This window comes from Pseudomonas sp. EL_65y_Pfl1_R83 (assembly GCF_963970695.1).
Lineage (GTDB): Bacteria > Pseudomonadota > Gammaproteobacteria > Pseudomonadales > Pseudomonadaceae > Aquipseudomonas > Aquipseudomonas tritici.
The window spans coordinates 86,624-110,773 of record NZ_CAXAQI010000011.1 but is presented as its reverse complement, the minus strand read 5'-3'; the positions used below and the strand labels follow the sequence as shown (position 1 = coordinate 110,773).

General features: G+C 60.5%; 22 protein-coding genes. 9 read left to right on the top strand and 13 right to left on the bottom strand.

Going from position 1 to position 24,150, the window contains the following annotated elements; all coding sequences use genetic code 11:
* Nucleotides 1-274: 274 nt before the first annotated feature.
* Nucleotides 275-1,216, top strand: coding sequence for a FecR family protein (locus AACY08_RS17220; RefSeq protein ID WP_445261450.1), 942 nt, complete (start codon nt 275-277; stop codon nt 1,214-1,216).
* Nucleotides 1,213-3,492, top strand: coding sequence for a CHASE2 domain-containing protein (locus tag AACY08_RS17215; protein WP_339470539.1), 2,280 nt, complete (start codon nt 1,213-1,215; stop codon nt 3,490-3,492). Before AACY08_RS17220 ends, AACY08_RS17215 begins: the two co-directional genes overlap by 4 nt.
* Before the next feature lie 182 nt (nt 3,493-3,674).
* Here the strand turns inward: AACY08_RS17215 and AACY08_RS17210 are convergent, their stop codons facing one another.
* The 4 genes from AACY08_RS17210 to glyQ form a co-directional block, all read right to left on the bottom strand.
* Entirely contained in the window at nt 3,675-4,445 is a 771-nt protein-coding gene (locus AACY08_RS17210) for a lysophospholipid acyltransferase family protein (protein ID WP_339470538.1), read from the bottom strand.
* An 81-nt stretch (nt 4,446-4,526) separates the two neighbouring features.
* Nucleotides 4,527-5,060 carry a D-glycero-beta-D-manno-heptose 1,7-bisphosphate 7-phosphatase gene (gene gmhB, locus AACY08_RS17205; RefSeq protein ID WP_339419284.1) on the bottom strand — a complete coding sequence of 178 codons (534 nt, stop codon included), beginning with the start codon at nt 5,058-5,060 and terminating at the stop codon, nt 4,527-4,529.
* A gap of 5 nt (nt 5,061-5,065) precedes the next feature.
* A complete protein-coding gene (gene glyS, locus AACY08_RS17200) occupies nt 5,066-7,120 on the bottom strand; it encodes a glycine--tRNA ligase subunit beta (RefSeq protein WP_339470537.1) in 2,055 nt (684 codons plus the stop codon).
* Nucleotides 7,117-8,070 (bottom strand): glycine--tRNA ligase subunit alpha, encoded by a 954-nt coding sequence (gene glyQ, locus AACY08_RS17195; RefSeq protein ID WP_003170711.1) that lies wholly within the window; start codon nt 8,068-8,070, stop codon nt 7,117-7,119. The genes glyS and glyQ overlap by 4 nt, the downstream gene beginning before the upstream one ends.
* A gap of 81 nt (nt 8,071-8,151) precedes the next feature.
* Between glyQ and AACY08_RS17190 the strand changes: the two genes are divergently transcribed.
* Nucleotides 8,152-8,709 (top strand): DNA-3-methyladenine glycosylase I, encoded by a 558-nt coding sequence (locus tag AACY08_RS17190; protein ID WP_339470536.1) that lies wholly within the window; start codon nt 8,152-8,154, stop codon nt 8,707-8,709.
* Nucleotides 8,710-8,749: 40 nt separating this feature from the next.
* Nucleotides 8,750-9,637, top strand: a complete 888-nt coding sequence (locus tag AACY08_RS17185; protein WP_339470534.1) for a lysophospholipid acyltransferase — start codon at nt 8,750-8,752, stop codon at nt 9,635-9,637.
* A gap of 130 nt (nt 9,638-9,767) precedes the next feature.
* Here the strand turns inward: AACY08_RS17185 and AACY08_RS17180 are convergent, their stop codons facing one another.
* From AACY08_RS17180 to def, 5 genes are all read right to left on the bottom strand, one after another.
* Nucleotides 9,768-10,079 (bottom strand): tetratricopeptide repeat protein, encoded by a 312-nt coding sequence (locus tag AACY08_RS17180; RefSeq protein ID WP_339470532.1) that lies wholly within the window; start codon nt 10,077-10,079, stop codon nt 9,768-9,770.
* An 18-nt stretch (nt 10,080-10,097) separates the two neighbouring features.
* Nucleotides 10,098-11,471 carry a Trk system potassium transporter TrkA gene (gene trkA / locus AACY08_RS17175; RefSeq protein WP_339470531.1) on the bottom strand — a complete coding sequence of 458 codons (1,374 nt, stop codon included), beginning with the start codon at nt 11,469-11,471 and terminating at the stop codon, nt 10,098-10,100.
* Nucleotides 11,472-11,492: 21 nt separating this feature from the next.
* Nucleotides 11,493-12,803, bottom strand: a complete 1,311-nt coding sequence (rsmB, locus tag AACY08_RS17170; RefSeq protein ID WP_339470530.1) for a 16S rRNA (cytosine(967)-C(5))-methyltransferase RsmB — start codon at nt 12,801-12,803, stop codon at nt 11,493-11,495.
* A complete protein-coding gene (fmt, locus tag AACY08_RS17165; RefSeq protein ID WP_339470529.1) occupies nt 12,800-13,753 on the bottom strand; it encodes a methionyl-tRNA formyltransferase in 954 nt (317 codons plus the stop codon). Before fmt ends, rsmB begins: the two co-directional genes overlap by 4 nt.
* A gap of 69 nt (nt 13,754-13,822) precedes the next feature.
* Complete coding sequence (def, locus tag AACY08_RS17160; RefSeq protein ID WP_339427736.1) at nt 13,823-14,329, bottom strand: peptide deformylase; 507 nt, start codon at nt 14,327-14,329, stop codon at nt 13,823-13,825.
* A 135-nt stretch (nt 14,330-14,464) separates the two neighbouring features.
* On the opposite strand from def, the gene AACY08_RS17155 reads away from it, so the two are divergent.
* The 3 genes from AACY08_RS17155 to AACY08_RS17145 all read left to right on the top strand — a co-directional run bounded on the left by AACY08_RS17155 (nt 14,465) and on the right by AACY08_RS17145 (nt 17,011).
* Nucleotides 14,465-15,241 (top strand): peptidoglycan-binding protein, encoded by a 777-nt coding sequence (locus tag AACY08_RS17155; RefSeq protein WP_339470527.1) that lies wholly within the window; start codon nt 14,465-14,467, stop codon nt 15,239-15,241.
* Nucleotides 15,242-15,304: 63 nt separating this feature from the next.
* Nucleotides 15,305-16,399 carry a DNA-processing protein DprA gene (gene dprA, locus AACY08_RS17150; protein ID WP_339470525.1) on the top strand — a complete coding sequence of 365 codons (1,095 nt, stop codon included), beginning with the start codon at nt 15,305-15,307 and terminating at the stop codon, nt 16,397-16,399.
* A gap of 54 nt (nt 16,400-16,453) precedes the next feature.
* Entirely contained in the window at nt 16,454-17,011 is a 558-nt protein-coding gene (locus tag AACY08_RS17145) for an L-threonylcarbamoyladenylate synthase (protein ID WP_012721468.1), read from the top strand.
* Between the two features lie 67 nt (nt 17,012-17,078).
* Here the strand turns inward: AACY08_RS17145 and AACY08_RS17140 are convergent, their stop codons facing one another.
* A complete protein-coding gene (locus AACY08_RS17140) occupies nt 17,079-18,056 on the bottom strand; it encodes a quinone oxidoreductase family protein (RefSeq protein WP_339470524.1) in 978 nt (325 codons plus the stop codon).
* Nucleotides 18,057-18,215: 159 nt separating this feature from the next.
* On the opposite strand from AACY08_RS17140, the gene hemF reads away from it, so the two are divergent.
* On the top strand, nt 18,216-19,148 hold the full coding sequence (gene hemF / locus AACY08_RS17135) for an oxygen-dependent coproporphyrinogen oxidase (protein WP_339470522.1): 933 nt from the start codon (nt 18,216-18,218) through the stop codon (nt 19,146-19,148).
* Nucleotides 19,148-19,966 (top strand): shikimate dehydrogenase, encoded by an 819-nt coding sequence (aroE, locus tag AACY08_RS17130; protein ID WP_339470521.1) that lies wholly within the window; start codon nt 19,148-19,150, stop codon nt 19,964-19,966. The genes hemF and aroE overlap by 1 nt, the downstream gene beginning before the upstream one ends.
* Before the next feature lie 39 nt (nt 19,967-20,005).
* Here aroE and AACY08_RS17125 read toward each other — a convergent pair whose 3' ends face one another.
* The 3 genes from AACY08_RS17125 to betC form a co-directional block, all read right to left on the bottom strand.
* Complete coding sequence (locus AACY08_RS17125; RefSeq protein WP_339470520.1) at nt 20,006-21,574, bottom strand: SulP family inorganic anion transporter; 1,569 nt, start codon at nt 21,572-21,574, stop codon at nt 20,006-20,008.
* 98 nt (nt 21,575-21,672) lie between these two features.
* Nucleotides 21,673-22,587, bottom strand: coding sequence for a choline ABC transporter substrate-binding protein (gene choX, locus AACY08_RS17120; RefSeq protein WP_339470519.1), 915 nt, complete (start codon nt 22,585-22,587; stop codon nt 21,673-21,675).
* 18 nt (nt 22,588-22,605) lie between these two features.
* A complete protein-coding gene (gene betC / locus AACY08_RS17115; protein ID WP_339470518.1) occupies nt 22,606-24,120 on the bottom strand; it encodes a choline-sulfatase in 1,515 nt (504 codons plus the stop codon).
* Nucleotides 24,121-24,150: the final 30 nt, after the last annotated feature.

Sequence of the window (24,150 nt, the reverse complement as noted above, 5' to 3'; positions counted from 1 at the left end):
CTTTCTTCTTGAAGAGTACAGCAGCCGTTGGCCGGTTTATTTACAGGCACATACAGCGCAGATGCTGGTCTTTGAATCTGAATAATTGTGCTCAGATTCGTCGACCCCTTGGATCTCTCGGTACGCTGACATCAATGAGCGATTAACCCATTGAAAGTCTTTAATCCGATGGGGAAAGATACCGGCTCCCGACCGTAAGGAAAAGGATCAGCCGACGCATGCGCTGTCGTAAACTTGCGTGTGCTGATGTCAGATGCCCTCTGGAATCCCAAGCATGATGAGCACCATGATTCTTTCCCCCAACTGCTTGCGCCTCGCCCTCCCCTCATTGTTGATCATGGCGGTCGGTTCTGTGGATGCTGCCGCCAAGATTCGCTCGCCTTACATTGATGACAACCAACTGTGCCGCGCCCAGCCGTTGCCTGCAGTCGTGCTGCACCTCACCGGGGGCGCCTGGAAGCTCGATTCCAAGGGCAACGCGAGCCCTTTGCTTGAAGGCATGACCATTGATGAACAGGAAGGCGTAAAGACGTCGGCGACGGCGTTTGTCAGCCTGATGCTCGGCGATGGTTCCCGGGTGGTGTTGCCCGCCAGCTCCCAAGTGCGATTGCATCTGGATGAAAAGCTGTCGATTCCCCAGGTCGTGCTTGAACAGGGCCAAGCCGAGGCCTATGTGATCAAGCGCGCCAGTGACCACGACCGCTTTCAGATCGTCACGCCGGTGGGGGTACTGGGCGTGCGAGGTACGCACTTTCGGGTGCGCAATGATGCGGAGCAATCGGTGCTTGAGGTGTTGGAAGGCCAGGTAGCAGTCAAGCGCGAGATGAAAACCAAGACAGTGGAAAACGAGGTAAAAGTGGGCGCCCGGCAAGGTCTGCTTTTCAAGACACAGGGTGAACTGAAACCCAAGAAACTGCTCGCCGCACCGAAGCTTGTTGGGCAGGACGGTCAGAAAGGCGACGCTCCCGTCTGGAGTTTGTACCTTCGGTCTTTACCCGGTGCCCAGCGATACCGTGCCCAGGTCGCCACCGATAAAGCCTTTCTGAACATCAAGCAGGAAAATTATTCCAGCGTGCCGAAAATGAGCTTCACTGGGCTCAAAGCCTCGTTTTATCACGTGCGCCTGTCGGCATACGATGAAAACGGCCTGGAGGGAGAAACCGGGGTCTATGACATCTTTTACTACCCGCCCACCCCTCAGGCACATAACCAATGATGCTCTGGCACAAGACCGAGAAACGTCAACCTACCCATGCTCAACGCCTGTTCCATGGCTTGGTGCGTGAGTGGTTATGGATTGGTTTGCTGCTGCTGCCCTTCACCGCTTACCTCTCATTGAGCCCAGGCCTGGCTCTGAATAACCCGTTGTACGACAGCCTGCGCCGTCTCACTCCCCTGCCGGTCGACCCGCGTATCCTACTGGTGACCATCAATGATCCCAGCCTGAAAAAGCTCGGCCAATGGCCCTGGCCGCGAAGCCTGCACGCGGATCTGATCGACCGCCTGAGTGCCGCCCAGCCCATGGGTATTCTGTTCGATGTGATCTTCAGTGAACCCGGCGATCCCACACAGGATAAGCGCCTGGCCGAGTCGGTCTGCAACGCCGGCAATGTCTTGTTGCCGCTGGTGCGAGAGGGTACGGCGAGCTACAGCCAACCCGGCGCGCAGATGCTGCCGTTGCTCAAATGTGCCAAGGGCTTGGGCCATATCAATGTGGAGGCGGACAGTGATGGCGTAGTCCGCAGGTTGTATATGCGTGAAGGCCCACCCGATGCCACGGCGCCGCAACTGGCCTGGCTGGCCTACGAGATGAGCGGCGAGTTGTCAGAGATGCCGGGTGAACCTCAGCGGTCGATCACCCAACACTGGCATCGTGAACATGCAATTCGTATCCCGTTTATCGCGTCACATGCGCGTTTTCCCAGTGTGTCCTATGTCAGTGTCCTGCGCGGTGAAGTACCTCCTGAGCAGCTGCGCAATCGCCTGATCCTTGTCGGCTCGACGGCTTCCGGGATGGGCGATCGGTTCGTCACGCCACTCTCCTCCACGGTGGGCAACACGGCGGGCGTGGAGATCCAGGCCAACGTGCTGAATGGCTTGCTGCAAGGCCGCAGCATCGTTGATCTGCCGTCCTGGCTCGCGGCGCTGATGGCGACCTCCCTGGTGGCGTTGCTGCTGGGCCTTCTGCTCTACCGACCGCGCTATGCGCTCTGGATGACCCTGGGCTGCATGGCCACCTCACTGCTGGGTTCCTGGGCATTGTTGCGCCTCGGCCATTGGTGGTCGCCCGCTGCCTGTTTGATCGGCTTGTTGCTCAGCTACCTGATCTGGAACTGGCGTCGTCTCAGCGTGATCATCGCCTATTTCGGCTGGGAACTCACACGCCTTGATAACGAACCCAAAGTATTGCCCGAGCGCCGCCGTGCGCCCGCCAGCAAAGGCGACGTATTACAGGCGCGTATCTTTGCCCTGGAACAAGCCGTAAGCCGCACTCGCGACACACGACGCTTCATGTCCGATGGTCTGGAGTGTTTGCCGGTAGCGACGCTGATTACCGATCCCAAGGGCAATATCCTGCTGGCCAACCGCATTGCCCGGGAAGTGTTCGGTAGTGTCCTGGTCAATGAAAACCTGTTGGAGCAACTGGCAGATCTCGGCTACCCGCCGCTGCACAATGGCGTCCGCCCTGCCCTCCCAATGCTGGAGCTCGTCGAGTTCCGGGATATCCACCAGCGCAGCCTGCGGATGGAGCTTGCGCCGTTGCTACCGGCCGAGGGCGATGTTGCACTTGGATGGCTGCTTAGCCTGACGGACTTGAGTAAAGAACGCGAAGCCCAGCAACACCGCGAGACCATGTTGCGGTTCCTCTCCCACGACCTGCGCGCACCGCATTCGGCAATCCTCGCGCTGCTGGATGTGCATAACGGCGAGTCACCGGTTTTCGCTCAGATCGAACAACAAGTTCGTCGCGCCTTGAGCCTCACCGAATCCTTCGTGCAGCTGGCGAAAGCCGAAGCTGACGGTTACCAGTTCCAGCCAACGTTGTTCGCCATGTTGGTAATGGATGCCTTTGATCAAGTCGCAGTGATCGCCCAACTGAAGGGGATCCATCTGGTTCACGACCTGGATGAAGCCGATGAGGGGATGGTCTCGGCTGACCAGTCACTGCTTACTCGTGCGTTGTTCAACGTGCTTGAGAACGCCATCAAGTATTCGTCCTCCGGTACGACCGTGAGGTTGAGGCACAGCAGTGCGCAAGGCTGGTTGGAATGTCGCATCAGTGACCAAGGTCCAGGGATTGCCGAACAGGACTTGCCGGAACTGTTCAGTCAATACCGTCGCTTCGATTCAGCCCAGGGCAGCGAGGGATTAGGATTGGGACTGACCATGGTCAAAGCCGTGGTGGAGCGCCACGGTGGGCGCATCCGTTGCGAAAGCGTGGTGGGTAAAGGCAGCACTTTCAGCCTGCAACTGCCGCTGCTGGAAGACTGAAAAATTCGACTTTGCCGCTGTGCATAAAAAACCGGTCACAAGGACCGGTTTTTTTATGCTGAAAAAACTTATGCACGTTTTTCTTGATTTTATGAGCTCTGGAAATATCTAATAAAATCAGATTCTTATAAGACAAAAATGGCAATTCACCAACAATCCGTGCACAGCTTATCCACAGATGCTCAGATCGCGGGTGTGTCGACCACAATCGGCTCCGGCGGCAGCGAACCCATCGCCCGTTGCTGCGCTTGATTCCATGCCTGGGCGCGGTCATTCAACGCGGCAATTGCACGTGGTCCTTCACCTTCGGCGTACATCGGTTCGCCAATGACCACCGTGATAGTCCCCGCGCGTTTGGCCCAGCCAGTCTTAGGCCAAAATTTGCCAGCGTTATGGGCAATCGGCAGCACTGGCAGGTTGGCGTTGACCGCCAAAGCCGTACCTCCGCGTGAGAACTTGCCTACGGTGCCGAAGGGCACACGTGTACCTTCGGGGAAGATCAGTACCCAAACGCCATCCTTGAGCAGCTCGTCGCCCTTCTTGGCCACATGCTTGAGCGCTGCCTTGGGGTTGTCACGGTCAATAGCGATGGGACGCAACATGGCCATCGCCCAGCCGAAGAACGGCACGTACAGCAGCTCACGCTTTAGCACCTGGCTCAACGGCGAGAAGTACGCCGAAAGAAAGAACGTCTCCCAGGTGCTCTGGTGGTTCGACAGAATCACGCAGGGCTGATCCGGGACATTTTCCGCGCCTTTGATCTCGAAGCGAATGCCCAGGAACACCTTGGTCAACCACAACGCGCAACGGCACCAATAGACATTGATAAAGCGATAACGCGCTTTGAATGGCAGGAACGGTGCAATAAAAAAGCTCAGGGTGCACCAGAGAAACGAACTGGTGCCCAGCAGCAGGTAAAAGAAAAAGGTTCTGATGGCCTGCAAAATCGACATGGCGGCATTTACCGTTGCGGGACAACGCCCGCCTGTTAAAAGCGCTCTCCCGCACATCCTTGGTCAGGAAGTCGAGGGCGGCTAGTTGTTGATAAGTTCTGCGGCCACGGCCGCCAGATCGTCAAAAATCAAAGTGCCTACCGGCAGGTTTTTCGCCTGGGTCTTTTCGCCTTTTCCGGTCTTAACCAAAACTGGCTGAGAGTCGACGGCTTTGGCCGCCTCCAGGTCACCGAGGCTGTCCCCGACGAACCATATCCCAGCCAAGGGCACCTTGTAATGTTCTGCAATGATTTTCAACATGCCGGGCTTGGGTTTGCGGCAATCGCAGCCCTCATCCGGCCCGTGGGGGCAATACACCACCAACCCCACCTCGCCACCCTGCTCGGCCACCATGGTGCGCAGGCGCGCGTGCATGGCGTCCAGGGTTGCGATGTCGTAGTAGCCACGGGCGATGCCGGACTGGTTGGTGGCGATGGCCACCGTCCAGCCGGCTTTGCTCAACTGCGCGATGGCCTCGATCGAGCCGGGCAGTGGAACCCATTCCTCCACCGACTTGATGTAAGCGTCGGAGTCGTAATTGATCACCCCGTCCCGATCGAGAATCAGAAGTTTCAACAGGGTCAGCTCAGCGTCGAAATGTCAGCGATGTTGACGAACAATCCACGCAGACGCGCGAGCATGGCGTAGCGGTTTTTCCGCACGCCTGCATCTTCGGCATTGATCATCACCGCTTCAAAGAACGCATCCACCGGCTCGCGCAAGGTCGCCAGGCGCGCCAGTGCTTCGGCGTAGTTACGCTCAGCGATCAGCGGTTTCACTGCGTTTTCAGCCTTGGCGATGGCCGAGTTCAGCGAGAACTCCTTGGCATCGGCGAACAGGCCAGGGTCGACGTCAGCGTTGCCCAGGCCTTCGGCCTTGCTCAGCAGGTTCGACACACGCTTGTTCACGGCGGCCAATGCGTCGGCTTCCGGCAGTTTGCGGAAGGCCTGCACGGCTTGTACGCGCTGGTCAAAGTCCAACGCCGACCCTGGTTGCAGGGCACGCACCGACAGGTACACGGACACGTCCACGCCTTCATCTTCATAGCGCGCGCGCAGGCGGTCGAACACGAATTCCAGCACTTGCTCGGCGAGGCCCGCTTGCTTGACCTTGGCACCGAACTGGCCGACCGCAAACGCCACGGCCTGGGTCAGGTCGAGGTCCAGCTTCTTGTCGATCAGGATGCGCAACACGCCGAGGGCCGCACGGCGCAAGGCATACGGGTCTTTGCTGCCGGTGGGCAGCATGCCGATACCGAAGATGCCAACGAGCGTGTCGAGCTTATCAGCGATGGCCACGGCTGCACCGGTCAGGGTGCTTGGCAATTCAGCGCCAGCACCGCGCGGCATGTACTGCTCGTTCAGCGCCAAGGCAACGTCATCCGGCTCGCCGTCGTTGAGAGCGTAGTAGTAGCCGGCAACACCTTGCATCTCCGGGAACTCGCCGACCATCTCGGTGGCCAGGTCGCACTTGGACAGCATGCCCGCACGCGCAGCCCACGTAGCATCGCCGCCAATGCGTGGCGCAATATAAGCGGCAAGCTTGGAAACCCGCACGGCCTTATCGTAGACACTGCCGAGTTTTTCCTGGAACACCACGTTTTGCAGGCGCAGGTTGAAGTCTTCGAGCTTCTGCTTTTTGTCTTGCTTGAAGAAGAACTCGGCGTCGGTCAGGCGCGGGCGAACGACTTTCTCGTTACCGGCGATGATCTGCTGCGGGTCTTTGCTCTCGATGTTGGCCACGGTAATAAAGCGCGGCAGCAACTTACCCTCCACGTCCAGCAGGCAGAAATACTTCTGGTTGTCCTGCATGGTAGTGATCAGCGCTTCTTGCGGCACATCGAGGAAACGTTCTTCGAACGAGCACACCAACGGCACCGGCCATTCGACCAGCGCGGTTACTTCGTCGAGCAGGCTTGGCGGCACGATGGCGGTACCTTCCTGCAGGCGGGCCAGCTCCTCGGTGCGCTTGCTGATCAATTCGCGACGCTCATTGGCGTCGGCCAGCACGTAGGCAGCACGCAGGTCTGTCGCGTAGTTGGCCGGCGAAGTGATGCGCACGGCTTGCGGGTGGTGGAAGCGATGACCACGCGAATCACGACCTGCTTTTTGGGCGAGGATCGTGCAGTCGATGACCTGGTCACCGAGCAGCATTACCAGCCACTGGGTCGGACGTACGAACTCTTCTTTGCGCGCGCCCCAGCGCATGCGCTTCGGGATCGGCAAATCGTTCAGCGAGTCCTCAACGATGGTCGGCAACAAGCTGGCGGTCGGTTTGCCAGTGATGACCTGGCTGAACCGCAGTTTCGGGCCGCTCTGGTCGATCTCGCTCAGCTCGACGCCACACTTCTTGGCGAAGCCAAGGGCGGCTTGAGTCGGGTTGCCTTCGGCGTCGAACGCAGCCTGGCGTGGCGGGCCGTCGATGTTGATGCTGCGGTCCGGCTGCTGGGTTTCCAGTGCGGTCAGCAGTACGGCCAGGCGGCGTGGCGCGGCGTAGACCTTCTTCGCTTCGAACTTCAAGCCAGCGCTTTGCAGGCCTTTTTCGATACCGGCCAGGAACGCGTCGGCCAGTGTGTTGAGGGCCTTGGGTGGCAGCTCTTCGGTGCCCAGTTCAACCAGGAAATCTTGAGCACTCATTGTGCAGCCTCCAGCTTAGCCAACACTTCATCACGCAAATCCTCGGTTGCCATCGGGAAGCCCAGCTTGGCGCGAGCCAGCAGGTAGGCTTGGGCGACGGAACGCGCCAGCGTGCGCACACGCAGGATGTATTGCTGACGTGCGGTCACCGAGATAGCACGGCGCGCATCCAGCAGGTTGAAGGTATGGGACGCCTTCAACACCATTTCATAGCTTGGCAACGGCAGCGGCTGGTCGAGCTCGATCAGGCGCTTGGCTTCGCTTTCATAGAAGTCGAACAGTTCGAACAGCTTGTCGACGTTGGCGTGTTCGAAGTTGTAGGTGGACTGCTCCACTTCGTTCTGGTGGAACACATCGCCGTAGGTGACCTTGCCGAACGGACCGTCAGCCCACACCAGGTCGTAGACCGAGTCCACGCCCTGCAGGTACATGGCCAGGCGCTCGAGGCCGTAGGTGATCTCGCCGGTCACCGGGTAGCACTCGATGCCACCCGCTTGCTGGAAGTAAGTGAACTGCGTCACTTCCATGCCATTGAGCCAGACTTCCCAACCCAGGCCCCAGGCGCCCAGGGTTGGCGATTCCCAGTTGTCTTCGACGAAACGGATGTCGTGCACCAGTGGGTCCAGGCCGACGTGTTTGAGCGAGCCCAGGTACAGTTCCTGGAAGTTGTCCGGGTTCGGCTTCAATACCACCTGGAACTGGTAGTAGTGCTGCAGACGGTTCGGGTTTTCGCCGTAGCGGCCGTCAGTCGGGCGACGACTGGGCTGCACATAAGCGGCGTTCCAGGTTTCCGGGCCGATGGCCCGCAGGAATGTAGCGGTGTGGAAAGTGCCGGCGCCTACTTCCATATCGTAGGGCTGAAGTACCACACAACCTTGCTCGGCCCAGTATTGCTGGAGGGCGAGGATCAAGTCTTGGAAGGTACGCACGGCTGGCGTAGGCTGGCTCACGAAATTCACCTGTTACTTGGGCTGCGATTTAAAGAGCGGGAGTATACCCGATTCGGCCGCGCCACCATCCCCTGGAGCCTTATGCCACGCTGCTTTTGGTGTTCTGAAGATCCGCTGTACATGGCTTATCACGATCAGGAGTGGGGAACGCCGCTGCGCGATGCGCAGGGTTTGTTCGAGTTGCTTTTGCTCGAAGGGTTCCAGGCGGGCCTGTCCTGGATCACCGTTTTACGCAAACGCGAGCATTATCGAAAGGTCTTGTTCGGGTTTGATGCGCAACGGTTGGCGCAGTTGAGCGATGGCGAGATCGAAGCACTGATGCAGGACCCTGGCATCGTGCGCAATCGCCTGAAACTCAATGCCACCCGCCGCAATGCCGCCGCCTGGCTGGCGCTGGAAGATCCGGTCGACTTGCTCTGGTCCTTCGTCGGTGGCAAACCCAAGGTCAATCATTTCAAGGACCGCAGCGAAGTCCCGGCGATCACGCCCGAGGCCGAAGCCATGAGCAAAGCCCTGAAAAAAGCCGGCTTCACCTTTGTCGGCCCGACCATTTGCTACGCGTTCATGCAGGCCTGCGGCATGGTCATGGACCACACCCAAGACTGCGACCGTTACGCGGACTTGGCCAACGCCGGTTAGAATGCCGGCTTTGCGCACCACACACGAACAGGAGTGACCTGTGGAAAAGTTTAAAGGCGCCTTGCTGGTAGGCGCTCTCCGGTTGTTCGCCCTGCTGCCTTGGCGCGCTGTGCAGGCCGTCGGCACGGCCATTGGCTGGGTCATGTGGAAAACCCCCAACCGTTCCCGCGAGACGGTGCGGATCAACCTCTCCAAGTGCTTCCCCGACATGGACCCCGTCGAGCGCGAAGCGTTAGTCGGCCGCAGCCTGATGGACATCGGCAAGTCCCTGACCGAAAGCGCTTGCGCCTGGATCTGGCCAGCCCAACGCTCAATCGACCTGGTGCGCGAAGTCGAAGGTTTGGACGTGCTGCACGAAGCCCTGGCTTCGGGCAAAGGCGTGGTCGGCATCACCAGCCACTTGGGCAACTGGGAAGTGCTGAACCATTTCTATTGCAACCAGTGCAAACCCATCATTTTTTACCGTCCGCCCAAGCTCAAGGCAGTGGATGAGTTGCTGCGCAAGCAGCGGGTGCAACTGGGTAATCGAGTGGCGGCGTCGACCAAGGAAGGCATCCTCAGTGTGATCAAGGAAGTGCGTAAGGGCGGCCAGGTGGGTATCCCCGCCGACCCGGAGCCGGCGGAATCTGCGGGGATCTTCGTACCGTTCTTCGCCACCCAGGCGCTGACCAGCAAGTTTGTGCCAAATATGTTGGCGGGCCACAAAGCGGTCGGCGTGTTCCTGCATGCGCTGCGGCTGCCCGACGGTTCGGGTTACAAAGTGATCCTGGAAGCGGCGCCGGAAGATATGTACAGCACCGACACCGCCACGTCCTGCGCGGCGATGAGCAAGGTGGTGGAGCGGTATGTCGGTGCTTACCCGAGCCAATACATGTGGAGCATGAAGCGCTTCAAGAAACGCCCGCCGGGTGAGGCGCGGTGGTACTGAGCCACCCCTGACTCAAGACTCATGAAGATCTCCTGTGGGAGCTGGCTTGCCTGCGATGGCATCAACTCGGTTTAACTGAAAGACCGAGTTGCCGACATCGCCGGCAAGCCAGCTCCCACAGGAGATGGGCTCAAGGTTGGCGGTCGAGTTTCTTCAGGAACACCGTCATCTCTTTTTCGGCCTGTTTATCACCATGGGCCTGGGCCGCTTCAATGCCCTTCTCCCATGCCAGCCGCGCCGCCGAACGATCTTCCAACCCCAACTGCGCCTTGCCCAGAAGCTTCCACGCCGCTGAATACTTCGGATCAAACTCGACGCACTTCTGCAGATGCTCCGCCGCCTTGGCGTTTTCCTTCACGTCCAGATAACCCTTGCCCAAACCAAACCGAAGCAGCGAGTTATCCACACCTTTGGCGAGCATTTTTTCCAGGGATTCGAGCATGTCGGTCACTCCGCTTGATCAGAAGAAGCTCAACCCCACGTGGAACAGTTTCTCCACATCGCGGATATGTTTCTTATCCACCAGGAACAGGATCACATGGTCCCCGGTTTCGACCACCGTGTCGTCGTGGGCAATGATCACCTCTTCGTCACGAATAATCGCGCCGATGGTCGTTCCCGGCGGCAAGCCGATATCGCGAATGGCCTTGCCGATCACCTTGCTCGACTTCGAGTCACCGTGGGCAATTGCCTCGATGGCTTCCGCCGCGCCACGGCGCAGGGAGTGCACGCTGACGATGTCGCCCCGGCGCACGTGGGCCAGCAAGGTGCCGATGGTTGCCAACTGAGGGCTGATGGCGATGTCGATATCGCCGCCCTGGATCAGGTCGACATAGGCCGGGTTGTTGATGATGGTCATCACCTTCTTCGCGCCCAGCCGTTTGGCCAGCAAGGAGGACATGATGTTGGCTTCGTCATCGTTGGTCAGGGCCAGGAAGATATCGGCGTCGGCGATGTTTTCTTCCATCAGCAGGTCGCGGTCCGAGGCGCTGCCTTGCAGTACGACGGTGCTGTCTAGGGTGTCGGACAAATGCCGGCAGCGTGTCGGGCTCATCTCGATGATCTTCACCTGATAGCGGCTTTCGATGGCCTCGGCCAATCGCTCGCCGATCTGCCCGCCGCCCGCGATGACGATGCGCTTGTAGGTCTCGTCGAGGCGGCGCATTTCGCTCATGACGGCACGAATATTCGCCTTGGCGGCGATGAAGAATACTTCGTCGTCGGCCTCGATCACCGTATCGCCCTGGGGCAGGATTGGCCGGTCACGCCGGAAAATCGCCGCGACGCGGGTTTCCACGTTGGGCATGTGCTCACGCAACTGGCGCAGTTGCTGGCCGACCAGTGGGCCGCCGTAATAGGCCTTCACCGCGACCAGTTGGGCCTTGCCGCCGGCAAAGTCGATCACCTGCAAGGCGCCTGGAATTTCGATCAGGCGCTTGATGTAGTGGGTGACCACCTGTTCCGGGCTGATCAGTACGTCCACCGGAATCGCGTCGTTGTCGAACAAACCGGCGCGGGTCAGGTAGGCCGCTTCGCGCACACGGGCGATTTTGGTCGGGGTGTGGAACAGGGTGTGGGCGACCTGGCAGGCGACCATGTTGGTTTCGTCGCTGTTGGTCACGGCCACCAGCATATCCGCGTCATCGGCACCCGCCTGGCGCAGCACCGTCGGGAACGACGCGCGGCCTTGTACCGTGCGGATGTCGAGGCGGTCGCCGAGGTTGCGCAGGCGCTCGGCATCAGTGTCGACCACGGTGATGTCGTTGGCTTCGCTGGCCAAATGTTCAGCCAGCGTGCCGCCGACCTGCCCTGCTCCTAGGATGATGATTTTCATCCGGTCACTCCCTTAAACCATTTAGCCGCGCTCGGCGGCAATCTTGATCAGTTTGGCGTAGTAGAAGCCATCGTGTCCGCCTTCTTGCGCCAGCAGTTGGCGACCGTGGGGCTGCTTGATGCCGGCGGTTGTGGCGAGGTCCAGCTCCCGGGCGCCGCTGGTGCGGGCGAGGAAGGCTTCGATCACCTCGGTGTTTTCAGTCGGCAAGGTGGAACACGTGGCGTAGAGCAGGATGCCGCCGACTTCCAGGGTCGGCCACAGCGCGTCGAGCAGCTCGCCTTGTAGCACGGCCAGGGCGGCAATGTCGTCGGGTTGGCGGGTGAGCTTGATGTCTGGGTGGCGGCGGATCACACCGGTGGCGGAGCACGGCGCATCAAGCAGGATGCGCTGGAACGGTTTGCCGTCCCACCAGGTGGCGGTGTCACGGCCGTCGGCGGCGATCAGCTCGGCGCTGAGGCCCAGGCGTGCAAGGTTTTCCCGCACGCGCACCAGGCGCTTGGCTTCGAGGTCGACAGCGACGACACCGGCGAGGTCGTTTTCGACTTCCAGAATGTGACAGGTCTTACCGCCAGGTGCGCAGCAGGCGTCTAGCACGCGTTGGCCGGGCGCCAGGTCGAGCAGGTCGCCAGCCAATTGCGCGGCTTCATCCTGCACGCTGATCCAGCCTTCGGCAAAGCCCGGCAGGCTGCGCACATCGGCGGCCGCTTCGAGCACGATACCGTCGATGCTGTACACGCACGGCGTGGCGTTGATGCTGGCGTCGATGAGCAACTGCAGGTAGGCGTCGCGGCTGTGATGACGGCGATTGACCCGCAGGATCATCGGCGGGTGCGCATTGTTGGCTGCGCAAATGGCTTCCCATTGCTCAGGCCAGCACGCCTTCAACGATTTTTGCAGCCAGCGTGGGTGAGCGGTGCGCACTACCGGATCATGTTCCAGTTCGGCCAGCAGCGCTTCACTCTCGCGCTGGGCGCGGCGCAGCACGGCATTGAGCAAGGCCTTGGCCCAAGGTTTTTTCAGCTTGTCGGCGCAACCGACCGTTTCACCGATGGCGGCGTGAGCGGGCACGCGGGTGTAGAGCAACTGATAGAGGCCTACCAGCAGCAGCGCTTCGACGTCAGCATCCGCAGCCTTGAACGGCTTTTGCAACAACGTGGCCGCCAACGCCGACAAGCGTGGCTGCCAGCGGGCGGTGCCAAAGGCCAGGTCCTGAGTGAAGCCGCGATCACGGTCTTCAACCTTATCCATCTGCGTGGGCAACGAACTGTTCAGCGATGCCTTGCCATTGAGCACGGCGGCAAGGGCCTTGGCGGCGGCCAGTCGCGGGTTCATTGGGCGACCATCCCGAGAACGGTGCCCAGGGCAAACTTCTCACGACGGCTGTTGAACACATCGCTGAAATTAAGCGCCTTGCCACCGGGCAATTGCAGACGGGTCAGGCACAGCGCCTGTTCGCCGCAAGCGACCAATAGGCCGTCCTTGCTGGCGCCGATGATTTCACCCGGAGCGCCTGTGCCCTCGGCCAGGGTCGCGGCCAGTACTTTCAAGGCTTCGCCGTTGAGGGTGCTGTGACAGATCGGCCACGGGTTGAAGGCGCGTACCAGGCGTTCCAGCTCCACGGCCGGGCGGCTCCAGTCGATGCGTGCTTCGTCTTTGTTCAGCTTGTGGGCGTAGGTGGCCAGGCTGTCATTCTGCACGTCGCCTTCCAGGATGCCGGCAGCCAGGCCGGCGATGGCCTGGATTACGGCGGGCGGGCCCAGCTCGGCAAGGCGGTCGTGCAGGCTGCCGCCAGTGTCTTGGGCGGTGATCGGGGTGGTGACTTTGAGCAGCATCGGGCCGGTGTCCAGACCCGCCTCCATGCGCATCACGGTCACGCCGCTTTCGCTGTCACCCGCCTCCACTGCGCGTTGGATCGGCGCCGCGCCGCGCCAGCGCGGCAGCAGCGACGCATGGCTGTTGATGCAACCCAGGCGTGGAATATCCAGCACCACTTGCGGCAGGATCAAGCCGTAGGCCACCACCACCAGCAGGTCCGGCTTCAGGGCAGCCAGCTCGGCCTGAGCCTCGGCGTTACGCAGGGTTGGCGGCTGCAGCACGGCAAGGTTGTGTTCCAGCGCCAGTTGCTTGACCGGGCTCGGCATCAGTTTTTGCCCACGACCGGCCGGGCGATCCGGCTGGGTGTACACCGCGACGATGTCATAAGGGCTGGCAAGCAGTGCCTTCAGGTGTTCGGCCGCGAATTCAGGCGTGCCGGCAAAAACAATGCGCAGTGGCTCGGTCATGGGTGGTCTCGGTTAAAAGCAGTCACAAAAGAAAAAGGCTTGCCGCAGCAAGCCTTTGGAAGGAGGGCATCAAGCTTGCTGGCGATGCTTTTTTTCCAGCTTCTTCTTGATTCGGTCGCGCTTGAGCGTCGACAGGTAATCGACAAACAGCTTGCCATTGAGGTGGTCGCACTCGTGCTGGATGCACACCGCCAGCAGGCCTTCGGCGATCAGCTCGAACGGCTTGCCGTCGCGGCCCAGGGCCTTGATCTTCACGCGCATCGGGCGCTCGACGTTCTCATAGAACTCCGGCACTGACAGGCAGCCTTCCTGGTATTCGCCCATCTCTTCAGTCAGCGGTTCGAACTCGGGGTTGATGTACACCCGCGGCTCGCTGCGGTCTTCCGACAGGTCCATGACCACGACACGCAAATGCACGTTGACCTGGGTCGCGGCGAGGCCGATGCCCGGGGCTTCATACATTGTTTCAAACATGTCATCGACCAACTGACGAACCTTGTCGTCCACTACGGCCACCGGCTTGGCGACAGTGCGCAGGCGCGAGTCGGGGAATTCGAGGATGTTCAAAATAGCCATAAGCGTAATTGCTGCACATGTGAGGTAGAGGCAAATCGGCGTTGGGATGGACCCAGACCGCCGGTGTGAAACACCCAAAAGCCACGAAGGCTCTGGCATTTCACGCGAACGCACATAATAAAGGAGATTCACCCCATGAGGAAATCGCTACTCGTCTTGCTGTTGTGGGCCCCGTTCGCCATGGCCCTGCTGCCGCCGCCCGTGCAGCGGCTGGATCAGCCAACGCAACAGGCTATCCAGCGCTTTTTACTGCATAACCGCCTTCTTGATTCGCCTCGAGACCTGGACAACGCGCCGTACATCGTTGCCGCCGATGCTGGCCGAGTGCTGGGTGCCAATGGCGAGCGGGTATATGCCAGGGGCGACTTGGAGCCTTCCCAGCCGAATTACGGAATATTCCGACGAGGCAAGGTTTACACCGACCCGGTGACTAAAGAGCTGTTGGGCGTCAACGCCGACGATATTGGCACTGCGCGATTTGTCGTGGCGGGCGACCTTACTACCCTGACCTTACAGCGAGTCACGCAGGAGGTGCGCCCCGGAGACCGCTTGCTGCGTGCACAACCTTCTATCGTCCCGACAACCCTTGCGACCGCGCCCACCGTGCCCTTTGTCGAAGGACACATCATCGATATCCCCAAGGGTGTTACGCACATCGGCGTGCTCGACGCCGTAACCCTCAACAAAGGGCGTCGCGATGGTCTGGTCGAAGGCCAACTGCTCAGCGTGATCAAGACCGGCGCCACCGTCCGCGATGGCCTTAGTGGCGCGTCGACGCAACTTCCTGATGAACGCGCCGGCACCCTGCTGGTGTTTCGCACCTACGAAAAGCTCAGTTACGCCCTGGTGCTCAGTGCCTCACGGCCGCTGGCGGTCATGGACAGTTTCGAGACTGCCCATCAAACACAATAAATAGCCTGCTAAATAAGTTACCAACAGAGTTATCCACAGCTTGTTCCGGTCAAGGACGATCAAATGCACCCGATACACAACCAAGAAATCTCCCCGTCAGAACTGGAAGCCCGACTACGCTTGCACAGGCTGCCGGAACTGGGTCCGAAGCGTTTTCGCTTACTGATCGAAGCGTTCGGCTCTGCGTCAAAGGCCATCAGCGCGCCTGCCAGTGCCTGGCGTTCGCTGGGGTTGCCAGCCATTAGCGCCGATGCCCGGCGCAGTCATGAAGTACGCGACGGCGCCAGTGCGGCATTGGCCTGGCTGGCGTGCCCGGCCCAGCATTTGCTGATGTGGGACCAACCGGAGTACCCCGCTCTGCTCGCCGAGATTGATGATGCGCCGCCGCTTTTATTCGTCGCCGGTGACCCTGCAATCCTGGAAAGACCGCAACTGGCGATGGTCGGAAGTCGTCGCGCGTCTCGTCCTGGCATGGACACCGCCGCTGCGTTTTCGCGCAGTCTGGCGAGCGCTGGTTTCGTCATCACCAGTGGCCTTGCATTAGGCATCGACGGCGCAGCCCATCAAGCGGCATTGGAGGTGGGCGGTCAGACAATCGGCGTCCTCGGCACCGGGCTCGAAAATTTTTATCCACAACGCCACAGACGGCTCGCGGAGGCGATGATTGACCAGGGCAGCGCCGTGGTTTCCGAGTTTCCACTGAACGCCCCGCCCCAGGCCAGCAACTTTCCCAGGCGTAACCGGATCATCAGTGGTTTGTCCCTGGGCGTACTGGTGGTGGAAGCCGGCATGGCCAGTGGTTCGCTGATCACCGCGAAGCTGGCGGCCGAGCAGGGGCGTGAGGTGTATGCGATCCCGGGCTCCATCCATCATCCCGGCGCCAAGGGCTGTCATCAGTTGATCCGCGACGGCGCGGTGCTGGTGGAGACCATCGAGCATATCCTTGAAGGTTTGCGTGGCTGGCAAGCGCTGTCGCGCCCGGCGCCGATGCCTGTCGTCCATCCGCTGGTGGCGCTGTTGCACGCAGCACCCCAGACCAGCGAGGCCCTGGTGATTGCCAGCGGGCGCCCGTTGTCCCAAGTGCTGGCGACGCTGACCGAGTTGGAGCTGGAAGGCCAGGTTATCTGTGAAAATGGGCGCTGGCTTGCGCGCTGCTAGGTTTTGTAAAGAAGATCGGTAAACTGCGCAGAGCTTTAGTCTGGAGAGTAAACAATGGTCAACCGGTGGCGTGTGCTGGAAACCGCACGAGAAATTCGCGCAGGCGCGGTGATTGCCTATCCAACAGAAGCGGTTTGGGGCCTTGGCTGCGACCCGTGGAATGAAGAAGCAGTGGACCGTTTGCTCGCCATCAAGAACCGCTCGGTGGACAAGGGCCTGATCCTGGTGGCGGACAATATCCGCCAGTTCGACTTTCTGTTCGAAGACTTCCCCCAGGATTGGATCGATCGCATGGCCAGCACCTGGCCTGGCCCGAACACCTGGCTGGTGCCTCATCAGGGGTTGCTGCCGGAATGGGTGACAGGTGTGCACGACACCGTCGCGGTGCGGGTCACTGACCATCCGCTGGTGCGGGATTTGTGCTCGTTGGTAGGGCCTTTGATTTCCACCTCGGCCAACCCCCAGGGGCGCCCGGCTGCGCGCACGCGGATCCGCGTTGAGCAGTACTTCCGTGGGCAGGTGGATCTGGTGTTGGGTGGTGCGCTGGGTGGGCGCAAGAACCCAAGCTTGATTCGGGATTTGGTGACGGGTGAGGTGGTGCGGCCTTCCTGAGACCGCCTCATGGCCATCGCGGGCTTGCCCGCGATGAGGCCCTTACAGACTCCAGATATCCATTGCTTTACGGCAGGAGAATGGTCGACCCAGTCGTCCGTCGCCCCGACAACTCGGTCTGCGCCTTTGCCGCATCCGCCAGCGAATACCGCTGGTTGATATCAATACGCACCTTGCCACTCTTGATCATCGAGAACAGGTCATCAGCCATCGCCTGCAAGTTCTGCGGGTTGTTGGCATAGGTCGCCAAGGTTGGCCGGGTGACGTACAGCGAGCCCTTGGCCGACAGAATCCCCAGGTTCACCCCATCCACCGCGCCTGACGCATTGCCGAAGCTCACCACCAGCCCACGCGGCGCCACGCTGTCCAGCGACGTCAGCCAGGTGTCCTTGCCGACGCCGTCGTACACCACCGGGACTTTTTTGCCGTCGGTCAATTCCAACACGCGCTCTGCGACGTTTTCCTTGCTGTAGTCGATGGTTTCCCAGGCGCCGAGGGATTTGGCCAGTGCGGCCTTTTCCGGCGAGCTCACGGTACCGATCAACTTCACGCCCAGGGCCTTGGCCCATTGGCAGGCCAGCGAACCCACGCCACCGGCAGCGGCGTGGAACAGGATGGTTTCACCGGCTTTCACTTCATAGGTCTGGCGCAGCAGGTACTGCACGGTCAGGCCCTTGAGCATGGCGCCGGCCGCTTGTTCGAAGCTGATCTCGTCCGGCAGGTGCACCAGGTTGGCGGCGGGCAGCACGTGCAGATGGCTGTAGGCACCCAACGGACCACTGCCGTAGGCCACACGGTCGCCGACCTTGAATTGGGTGACTTCGCTGCCGATCGCGTCGACCACGCCGGCGCCCTCTGCGCCCAACCCTGAAGGCAATGCTGGCGGCGCGTACAGACCACTGCGGAAATAGGTGTCGATGAAGTTCAGGCCGATCGCCTCGTTACGCACGCGAACCTGCTGCGGGCCAGGCTCCGCTGGCGTGTAGTCGACATACTCAAGCACTTCGGGACCGCCATGGGCGCTGAACTGGATACGTTTTGCCATCTGCCTTCTCCTTGGTTCGAACTCGCGTAGCCGCCTATCGAACTCCTAAGCTTGATCTTCGTCAACTGCGGCGCAATGGGGTGCGGTGTTATCCTGTGCGCCCATTTGCCGCCGACGCCCAATGGCTTCGCGTAGCTTTGCCCGATTCAAGGTGATGCCATGACTACCCGCACCGAGGCCGTAAAGGCCTACCTGCTTGATCTGCAAGACCGCATTTGCAGCGCCCTGGAAACCTTCGAGACGGACACTCGCTTTATCGAAGACGCCTGGACCCGGCCTGCCGGCGGCGGCGGTCGCACCCGTGTGATTACAAACGGTTCGGTGATCGAAAAAGGCGGCGTTAACTTCTCCCACGTATTTGGCAGCGGTCTCCCACCGTCCGCCAGTGCGCATCGCCCAGAGTTGGCCGGTCGCGGCTTTGAGGCCTTGGGCGTATCGCTGGTGATCCACCCGCATAATCCCCACGTACCGACTTCCCACGCCAACGTGCGCTTTTTCATCGCCGAAAAAGAAGGCGAAGAGCCGGTGTGGTGGTTTGGCGGCGGTTTCGACCTCACGCCCTACTACGGCAACGAAGAAGACTGCATCCACTGGCACCGCGTGGCCGAGCAGGCCTGCGCGCCGTTCGGCCCGGACGTGTATTCGCGCTACAAGGCTTGGTGCGACAGTTATTTCCATATCAAGCACCGCAATGAACCGCGTGGCATTGGCGGCCTGTTCTTCGATGACGTGAACGAGTGGGACTTCGACACCTGCTTCGCCTTTATCCGCGCCATCGGCGACGCTTATATCGACGCCTACCTGCCGATCGTGCAGCGCCGAAAGTCCATCGCCTACACCGAGCAACAGCGCGAATTCCAGGAATTCCGCCGCGGCCGCTATGTTGAATTCAACCTGGTCTACGACCGTGGCACCCTGTTTGGTCTGCAATCGGGCGGGCGCACTGAGTCGATCCTGATGTCGCTGCCACCGCAAGTGCGCTGGAGCTATGACTGGAAGGCCGAGGCTGGCAGCGAAGAAGCGCGCCTTACCGATTATTTCCTGCAAGACCGCGACTGGCTGGGCCTTGCTGCGCCCAAGGCGGCGGTCTGATGGACCGTTATGTGGTGTTCGGCAATCCCATCGGCCACAGCAAGTCGCCGCTGATCCACCGCATGTTCGCAGAGCAGACGGGCGAGCACTTGGACTACAGCACCTTGCTTGCGCCGCTGGAGGATTTCACCGGCTGCGCCCGTGAGTTTTTCCTACAAGGCCGTGGCGCCAATGTGACTGTGCCGTTCAAGGAAGACGCCTACCGCCTGGCCAACACCCTCACCGAGCGCGCCCAACGCGCAGGCGCGGTGAACACCTTGAGTAAACTCGCCGACGGCACCTTGCTCGGCGACAACACCGACGGCGCCGGCCTGGTGCGCGACCTCAAGGTAAACGCCGGGTTGACGCTGCAAGGCAAACGCATCCTGCTGCTGGGCGCCGGTGGGGCGGTGCGCGGTGCGCTGGAACCGTTACTGGCCGAACAGCCGGCTTCGCTGATCATCGCCAACCGCACGGTGGAAAAGGCTGAGTTGCTCGCCGAGTTGTTTGACGATCTGGGCCCCGTATCTGCCAGTGGGTTCGACTGGCTGCGCGAGCCGGTAGACGTGATCATCAACGCTACGTCGGCCAGCCTGTCAGGCGATGTACCGCCGATTGCTGGCAGCCTGATCGAGCCGGGTAACACCTTTTGCTACGACATGATGTATGCCAAGGAACCTACCCCGTTCTGCCGCTGGGCGACTGAACAAGGCGCAGCCTTGGCAATGGATGGGTTGGGCATGTTGGTGGAGCAAGCGGCGGAAGCGTTCTACCTGTGGCGCGGTGTGCGCCCGGAGTCGGCGCCGGTGTTGGCCGAGCTGCGCCGGCAGTTGGCTTAACTCAAATCTAAGGTGGGCACAGTCAATGTGTGTGCGGGCTCAGTCTTCGAAATGGAGGGGGCACTTGTCGGGCCCCTCTAGTTTTTTCAACTCATCCACCACCTGCGGCCTAGCCCGGCGCAACGTCAAACTTCGCCCCAACCCCTTCAACCTCCGCGCTTCCTGGTGCAGCATCTCCACCCCCGAATAATCGATGAAGTTGATTTGCTGCGCCTCAATCACCACCCGCTCGCCCTGCAAACTTTGCAGGCGTACTTGCAGATACTGGCTGGCCCCAAAAAAGATTGAGCCGCCCACCCGCAGCACATCCTCATCCCCGTCTCGCCATTGCTGAACCCGAGGTTGCGACGTGCGTTTGAGATAGAAAAACAGCGATGCCAGCACCCCGGCGTAAATCGCGGTTTGCAGCTCCAGGAGTAAGGTGGCGACGCACGTCAGGCTCATCACCACAAACTCTGCGCGACTGACGCGGAACAACGCGCGAATGCCGCGATGGTCCACCAACCCCCAGCAAATCAGCAGGATGCTCGCGGCCATGCTCGGGATTGGAATGTGCGCGATCAGCGCCGCACCAAACAAGGCGAACAACGCCACCCACAGCGCAGAAAACACGCCGGCCAACGGCGAGCAGGCGCCCGCCTCATAGCTGAGGCCCGAACGTGTAAAGGAGCCTGCCGACAGATAACCAGAGAAAAATCCGCCAACGATATTGGATAGACCTTGCGCACGAACTTCTTGGTTGGCATCAAGCAATTGCTGCGAACGCGCCGACAGCGAGCGGGCAATCGACAGGCTGGTCACCAGCCCCAACATGCCCACCGCCACGGCGCTGGGCAGCAGGCGCAGGATCATGTCCAGGTCCATCGGCAACGGGCTGAACGGCGGTAGCTTGCCAATAAACGAACTGACCAGCGCCACATGCCCGAACATCGCCGGCCACAACCACGCCACCAGGCTGCTCAAAGCCAGCGCGATCAACAGCGTCGGCCAACGGGGCACCAGGTACTTGAGCAGTGCGCCCACCAGTAGAGTTCCCAGCCCCAGGGCAAGGGATGCGTGGTCCCATTCGCCGCTGTGGTGGATCAGTGCCAGCAGGCTATTGATCGCCGTGGCCTGGCTCGGTAGATCCAGCCCCAACAGGTTGGGCAATTGCCCCACGGCAATCACCACGGCGGCGCCCAGGGTGAAACCGAGCACCACCGAGTGGGAGACAAAATTCACCAGCGCGCCGAAGCGCAGCATGCCCAGCAGCCACTGGAAAACCCCGGCGAGGAAGGTGAGCAGCAAAATCAGGGTGATGTAGTCCTGGGAGCCCGGCACGGCCAAGGGACTGACGCTGGCATACAGCACAATGGAAATCGCCGCCGTGGGCCCGCAGATCAGGTGCCAGGATGAACCCCAGAGGCACGCGATCAGCACCGGGATGATCGCAGCGTACAGGCCGTATTCGGGGGGCAGACCGGCGATCAGTGCGTAGGCAATCGACTGTGGCAGGGCGAGCACGGCGCCGCTGAGGCCGACCAGTGCGTCCCGACCGACGCTGGCGCGGGTCTGGCGCGGGAGCCAGGCGAGGAAGGGGAAGAGTGTATGGCGGTTGGGCCGGGGCATCGCGAACTCGGTTTAAAGGTTTGGCGCAGAATATCAGTACTGATTAGTTCCCGTGGGAGGGGGACTTGCCCCCTCCCACATTTGGATTGCATCAAGCCTTAGAGTTTGGCTTTAACTGCAGATAGTGCGTCTTTGCCGTCCAGTGTTTTTACACCATCCAACCATTTGTCCAACACCGCTGGGTTGGATTTGATCCACGCCTTCGCCGCCTCAGCGTTGCTGACCTTGTTATTGGCCACCTGCGCCATGATTGCGTTCTCCATCTCCTGAGTAAAGCTCAGGTTGGTCAGCAATTTCCCTACATTCGGGCAGCCCTGCGCATAGCCCTTGCGGGTCAGGGTGTACACGCTGCCGGTGTCGCCAAAGTATTTCTCGCCTCCTTTGAGGTAGTGCATTTTCAACTGCACGTTCATCGGGTGCGGGGTCCAGCCAAGGAAGGTGACGAATTTCTGCTTCTTAACAGCCCGTGATACTTCGGCGAGCATCGCCTGTTCGCTGGACTCCACCAGCTTCCACTGGCCGAGATCAAAGTCGTTTTTCTTGATGATTTCCTGCAGCGAGATATTCGCCGGCGCACCGGAGCCGATGCCATAGATTTTCTTGCCGAACTTGTCGGTAAACTTGTTCAAGTCGGCGAAGTCATGCACCCCGGCGTCCCATACGTAGTCGGGCACGGCGAGGGTGAACTCGGTGCCGTCGAGGTTTTTCGCCAGTTGCACCACATCGCCGTTGGCCACAAACTTGTCGTAGAAGCCTTGCTGCGCCGGCATCCAGTTACCCAGGAACACATCCACCTGGCCGTCCTTGAGCCCGCCGAAGATGATCGGGACCGCGAGGGTGTCGACCTTGGCCTTGTAGCCCATGCCGGTCAGTAAAAAACCGGTGATGGCATTGGTGGCCGCAATATCGCTCCAGCCTGGATCGGCCATCTTTATCGTTTCGCAGCTGGCGTCCGCGTACACATTGGCACTACTCAACACCAACATACCCAGCACTACAGTCAACTTTTGCATGGCCTTCCCTCAGTCTATTTATTGGTTTTGGCAGGGTTGTGGATAACGTGCCTTGCGCTCCAGGTCGTCGAGGTCGATGTGGTTGCGCATGTACTGCTGACTGGCGTCCACCCATGGCTGGTGATCCCAGCTCTTCAGCTTGCCTTGGGTCAGTGCTTCAAACACCAGACGGCGGCGGCGTTGGCTGACGAGCACCTGTTGGTGGATCGCCGGGATGTCCCATTTGGCCCGCGCCTCGTCAAGGAAGGCTGCAAACAGCGCCTGATGCTGCGGCGACTGGCTGAGTTCTTCCTGTTCCCGAGGGTCATTGTGTACATCGAACAGTAGACAAGGGTCGTCTTCGCTGTAGATGAATTTGTACGCGCCACGGCGAATCATCATCAGCGGGCTGATGGTGCCTTCAGCCATGTATTCGCCGAACACCTCGTCGTGCCCCCCCTGCCCTTGCAAGTGTGGGACCAGCGAACGGCCGTCCAGCGGCAGGCGCGGGTCCAGCTCGCCGCCGGCCAGTTCCACCAGGGTCGGCAACAGGTCGGCGGTGGACACGGCTTTGGACACGCGGCCTGCCGCGAATTGCCCCGGCGCACTCACCAGCAGTGGCACGCGGGCGGCCATTTCGAACCAGTGCATTTTGTACCAGAGGCCGCGCTCGCCGAGCATGTCGCCGTGGTCGCCGGAGAAGATGATGATCGTGTCGTCGGCCAGGCCGGTGTCTTCCAGGGTTTGCATGAGCTTGCCGACATTGCTGTCGATGTAGCTGCACGCGCCGAAGTAGGCACGGCGCGCATCACGAATCTTATCCACAGGCAGCGGCTTGTCCCACAGGTCGTAGACCTTGAGCAGGCGCTGGGAATGCGGGTCGAGATCACCTTGCGCGGGTGTTGCAGGCAACGGGATGTCGGCGTCGTCGTACAGGTCCCAGAATGGCTTGGGAATCGTGTACGGATCGTGTGGGTGAGTCATCGACACGGTCAGGCAGAACGGCTGGTCGCCGTCCTCGCGGATGTGATCGAACAGGTATTGCTGCGCCTTGAACACCACTTCTTCGTCGAAATCCAGCTGGTTGGTGCGCACGCACGGGCCGGCTTGCAGCACCGAGGACATGTTGTGATACCAAGTGGGTCGTACGTCCGGCTCATCCCAGTTCACCGCCCAGCCGTAGTCGGCGGGGTAAATGTCGCTGGTCAGGCGTTCTTCATAACCGTGCAGTTGATCTGGTCCGCAGAAGTGCATCTTGCCCGACAACGCGGTGCGGTAGCCGAGGCGCCGAAGGTAGTGGGCATAGGTCGGCATATCGGCGGGGAAATCGGCGGCGTTGTCGTAGGCGCCTATCTTGCTCGGCAACTGGCCGCTGACCAGCGTGAAACGCGACGGTGCACACAGCGGGCTGTTGCAGTACGCCGCGTCGAACACCACGCCCTGCGTAGCGAGGCGGCTTAGATTAGGCAGCTTGATAGGCGAAGAACCGTAGAGCGGAAGCAACGGCGCGGCCATTTGATCGGCCATGATAAAAAGAATGTTCTTGCGCTTCATGGGTTCTCGGCATTCCATAGGCGATGTTTA

Excerpts from the sequence above, each read along its gene's own strand:
- AACY08_RS17220 (WP_445261450.1), top strand. The coding sequence starts at position 275 with ATGATGAGCACCATGATTCTTTCCCCCAACTGCTTGCGCCTCGCCCTC.
- AACY08_RS17215 (WP_339470539.1), top strand. The coding sequence starts at position 1,213 with ATGATGCTCTGGCACAAGACCGAGAAACGTCAACCTACCCATGCTCAA.
- AACY08_RS17210 (WP_339470538.1), bottom strand. The coding sequence starts at position 4,445 with ATGTCGATTTTGCAGGCCATCAGAACCTTTTTCTTTTACCTGCTGCTG.
- glyS (WP_339470537.1), bottom strand. The coding sequence starts at position 7,120 with ATGAGTGCTCAAGATTTCCTGGTTGAACTGGGCACCGAAGAGCTGCCA.
- AACY08_RS17190 (WP_339470536.1), top strand. The coding sequence starts at position 8,152 with ATGCCACGCTGCTTTTGGTGTTCTGAAGATCCGCTGTACATGGCTTAT.
- AACY08_RS17180 (WP_339470532.1), bottom strand. The coding sequence starts at position 10,079 with ATGCTCGAATCCCTGGAAAAAATGCTCGCCAAAGGTGTGGATAACTCG.
- trkA (WP_339470531.1), bottom strand. The coding sequence starts at position 11,471 with ATGAAAATCATCATCCTAGGAGCAGGGCAGGTCGGCGGCACGCTGGCT.
- rsmB (WP_339470530.1), bottom strand. The coding sequence starts at position 12,803 with ATGAACCCGCGACTGGCCGCCGCCAAGGCCCTTGCCGCCGTGCTCAAT.
- fmt (WP_339470529.1), bottom strand. The coding sequence starts at position 13,753 with ATGACCGAGCCACTGCGCATTGTTTTTGCCGGCACGCCTGAATTCGCG.
- def (WP_339427736.1), bottom strand. The coding sequence starts at position 14,329 with ATGGCTATTTTGAACATCCTCGAATTCCCCGACTCGCGCCTGCGCACT.
- AACY08_RS17155 (WP_339470527.1), top strand. The coding sequence starts at position 14,465 with ATGAGGAAATCGCTACTCGTCTTGCTGTTGTGGGCCCCGTTCGCCATG.
- dprA (WP_339470525.1), top strand. The coding sequence starts at position 15,305 with ATGCACCCGATACACAACCAAGAAATCTCCCCGTCAGAACTGGAAGCC.
- AACY08_RS17145 (WP_012721468.1), top strand. The coding sequence starts at position 16,454 with ATGGTCAACCGGTGGCGTGTGCTGGAAACCGCACGAGAAATTCGCGCA.
- AACY08_RS17140 (WP_339470524.1), bottom strand. The coding sequence starts at position 18,056 with ATGGCAAAACGTATCCAGTTCAGCGCCCATGGCGGTCCCGAAGTGCTT.
- hemF (WP_339470522.1), top strand. The coding sequence starts at position 18,216 with ATGACTACCCGCACCGAGGCCGTAAAGGCCTACCTGCTTGATCTGCAA.
- aroE (WP_339470521.1), top strand. The coding sequence starts at position 19,148 with ATGGACCGTTATGTGGTGTTCGGCAATCCCATCGGCCACAGCAAGTCG.
- AACY08_RS17125 (WP_339470520.1), bottom strand. The coding sequence starts at position 21,574 with ATGCCCCGGCCCAACCGCCATACACTCTTCCCCTTCCTCGCCTGGCTC.
- choX (WP_339470519.1), bottom strand. The coding sequence starts at position 22,587 with ATGCAAAAGTTGACTGTAGTGCTGGGTATGTTGGTGTTGAGTAGTGCC.
- betC (WP_339470518.1), bottom strand. The coding sequence starts at position 24,120 with ATGAAGCGCAAGAACATTCTTTTTATCATGGCCGATCAAATGGCCGCG.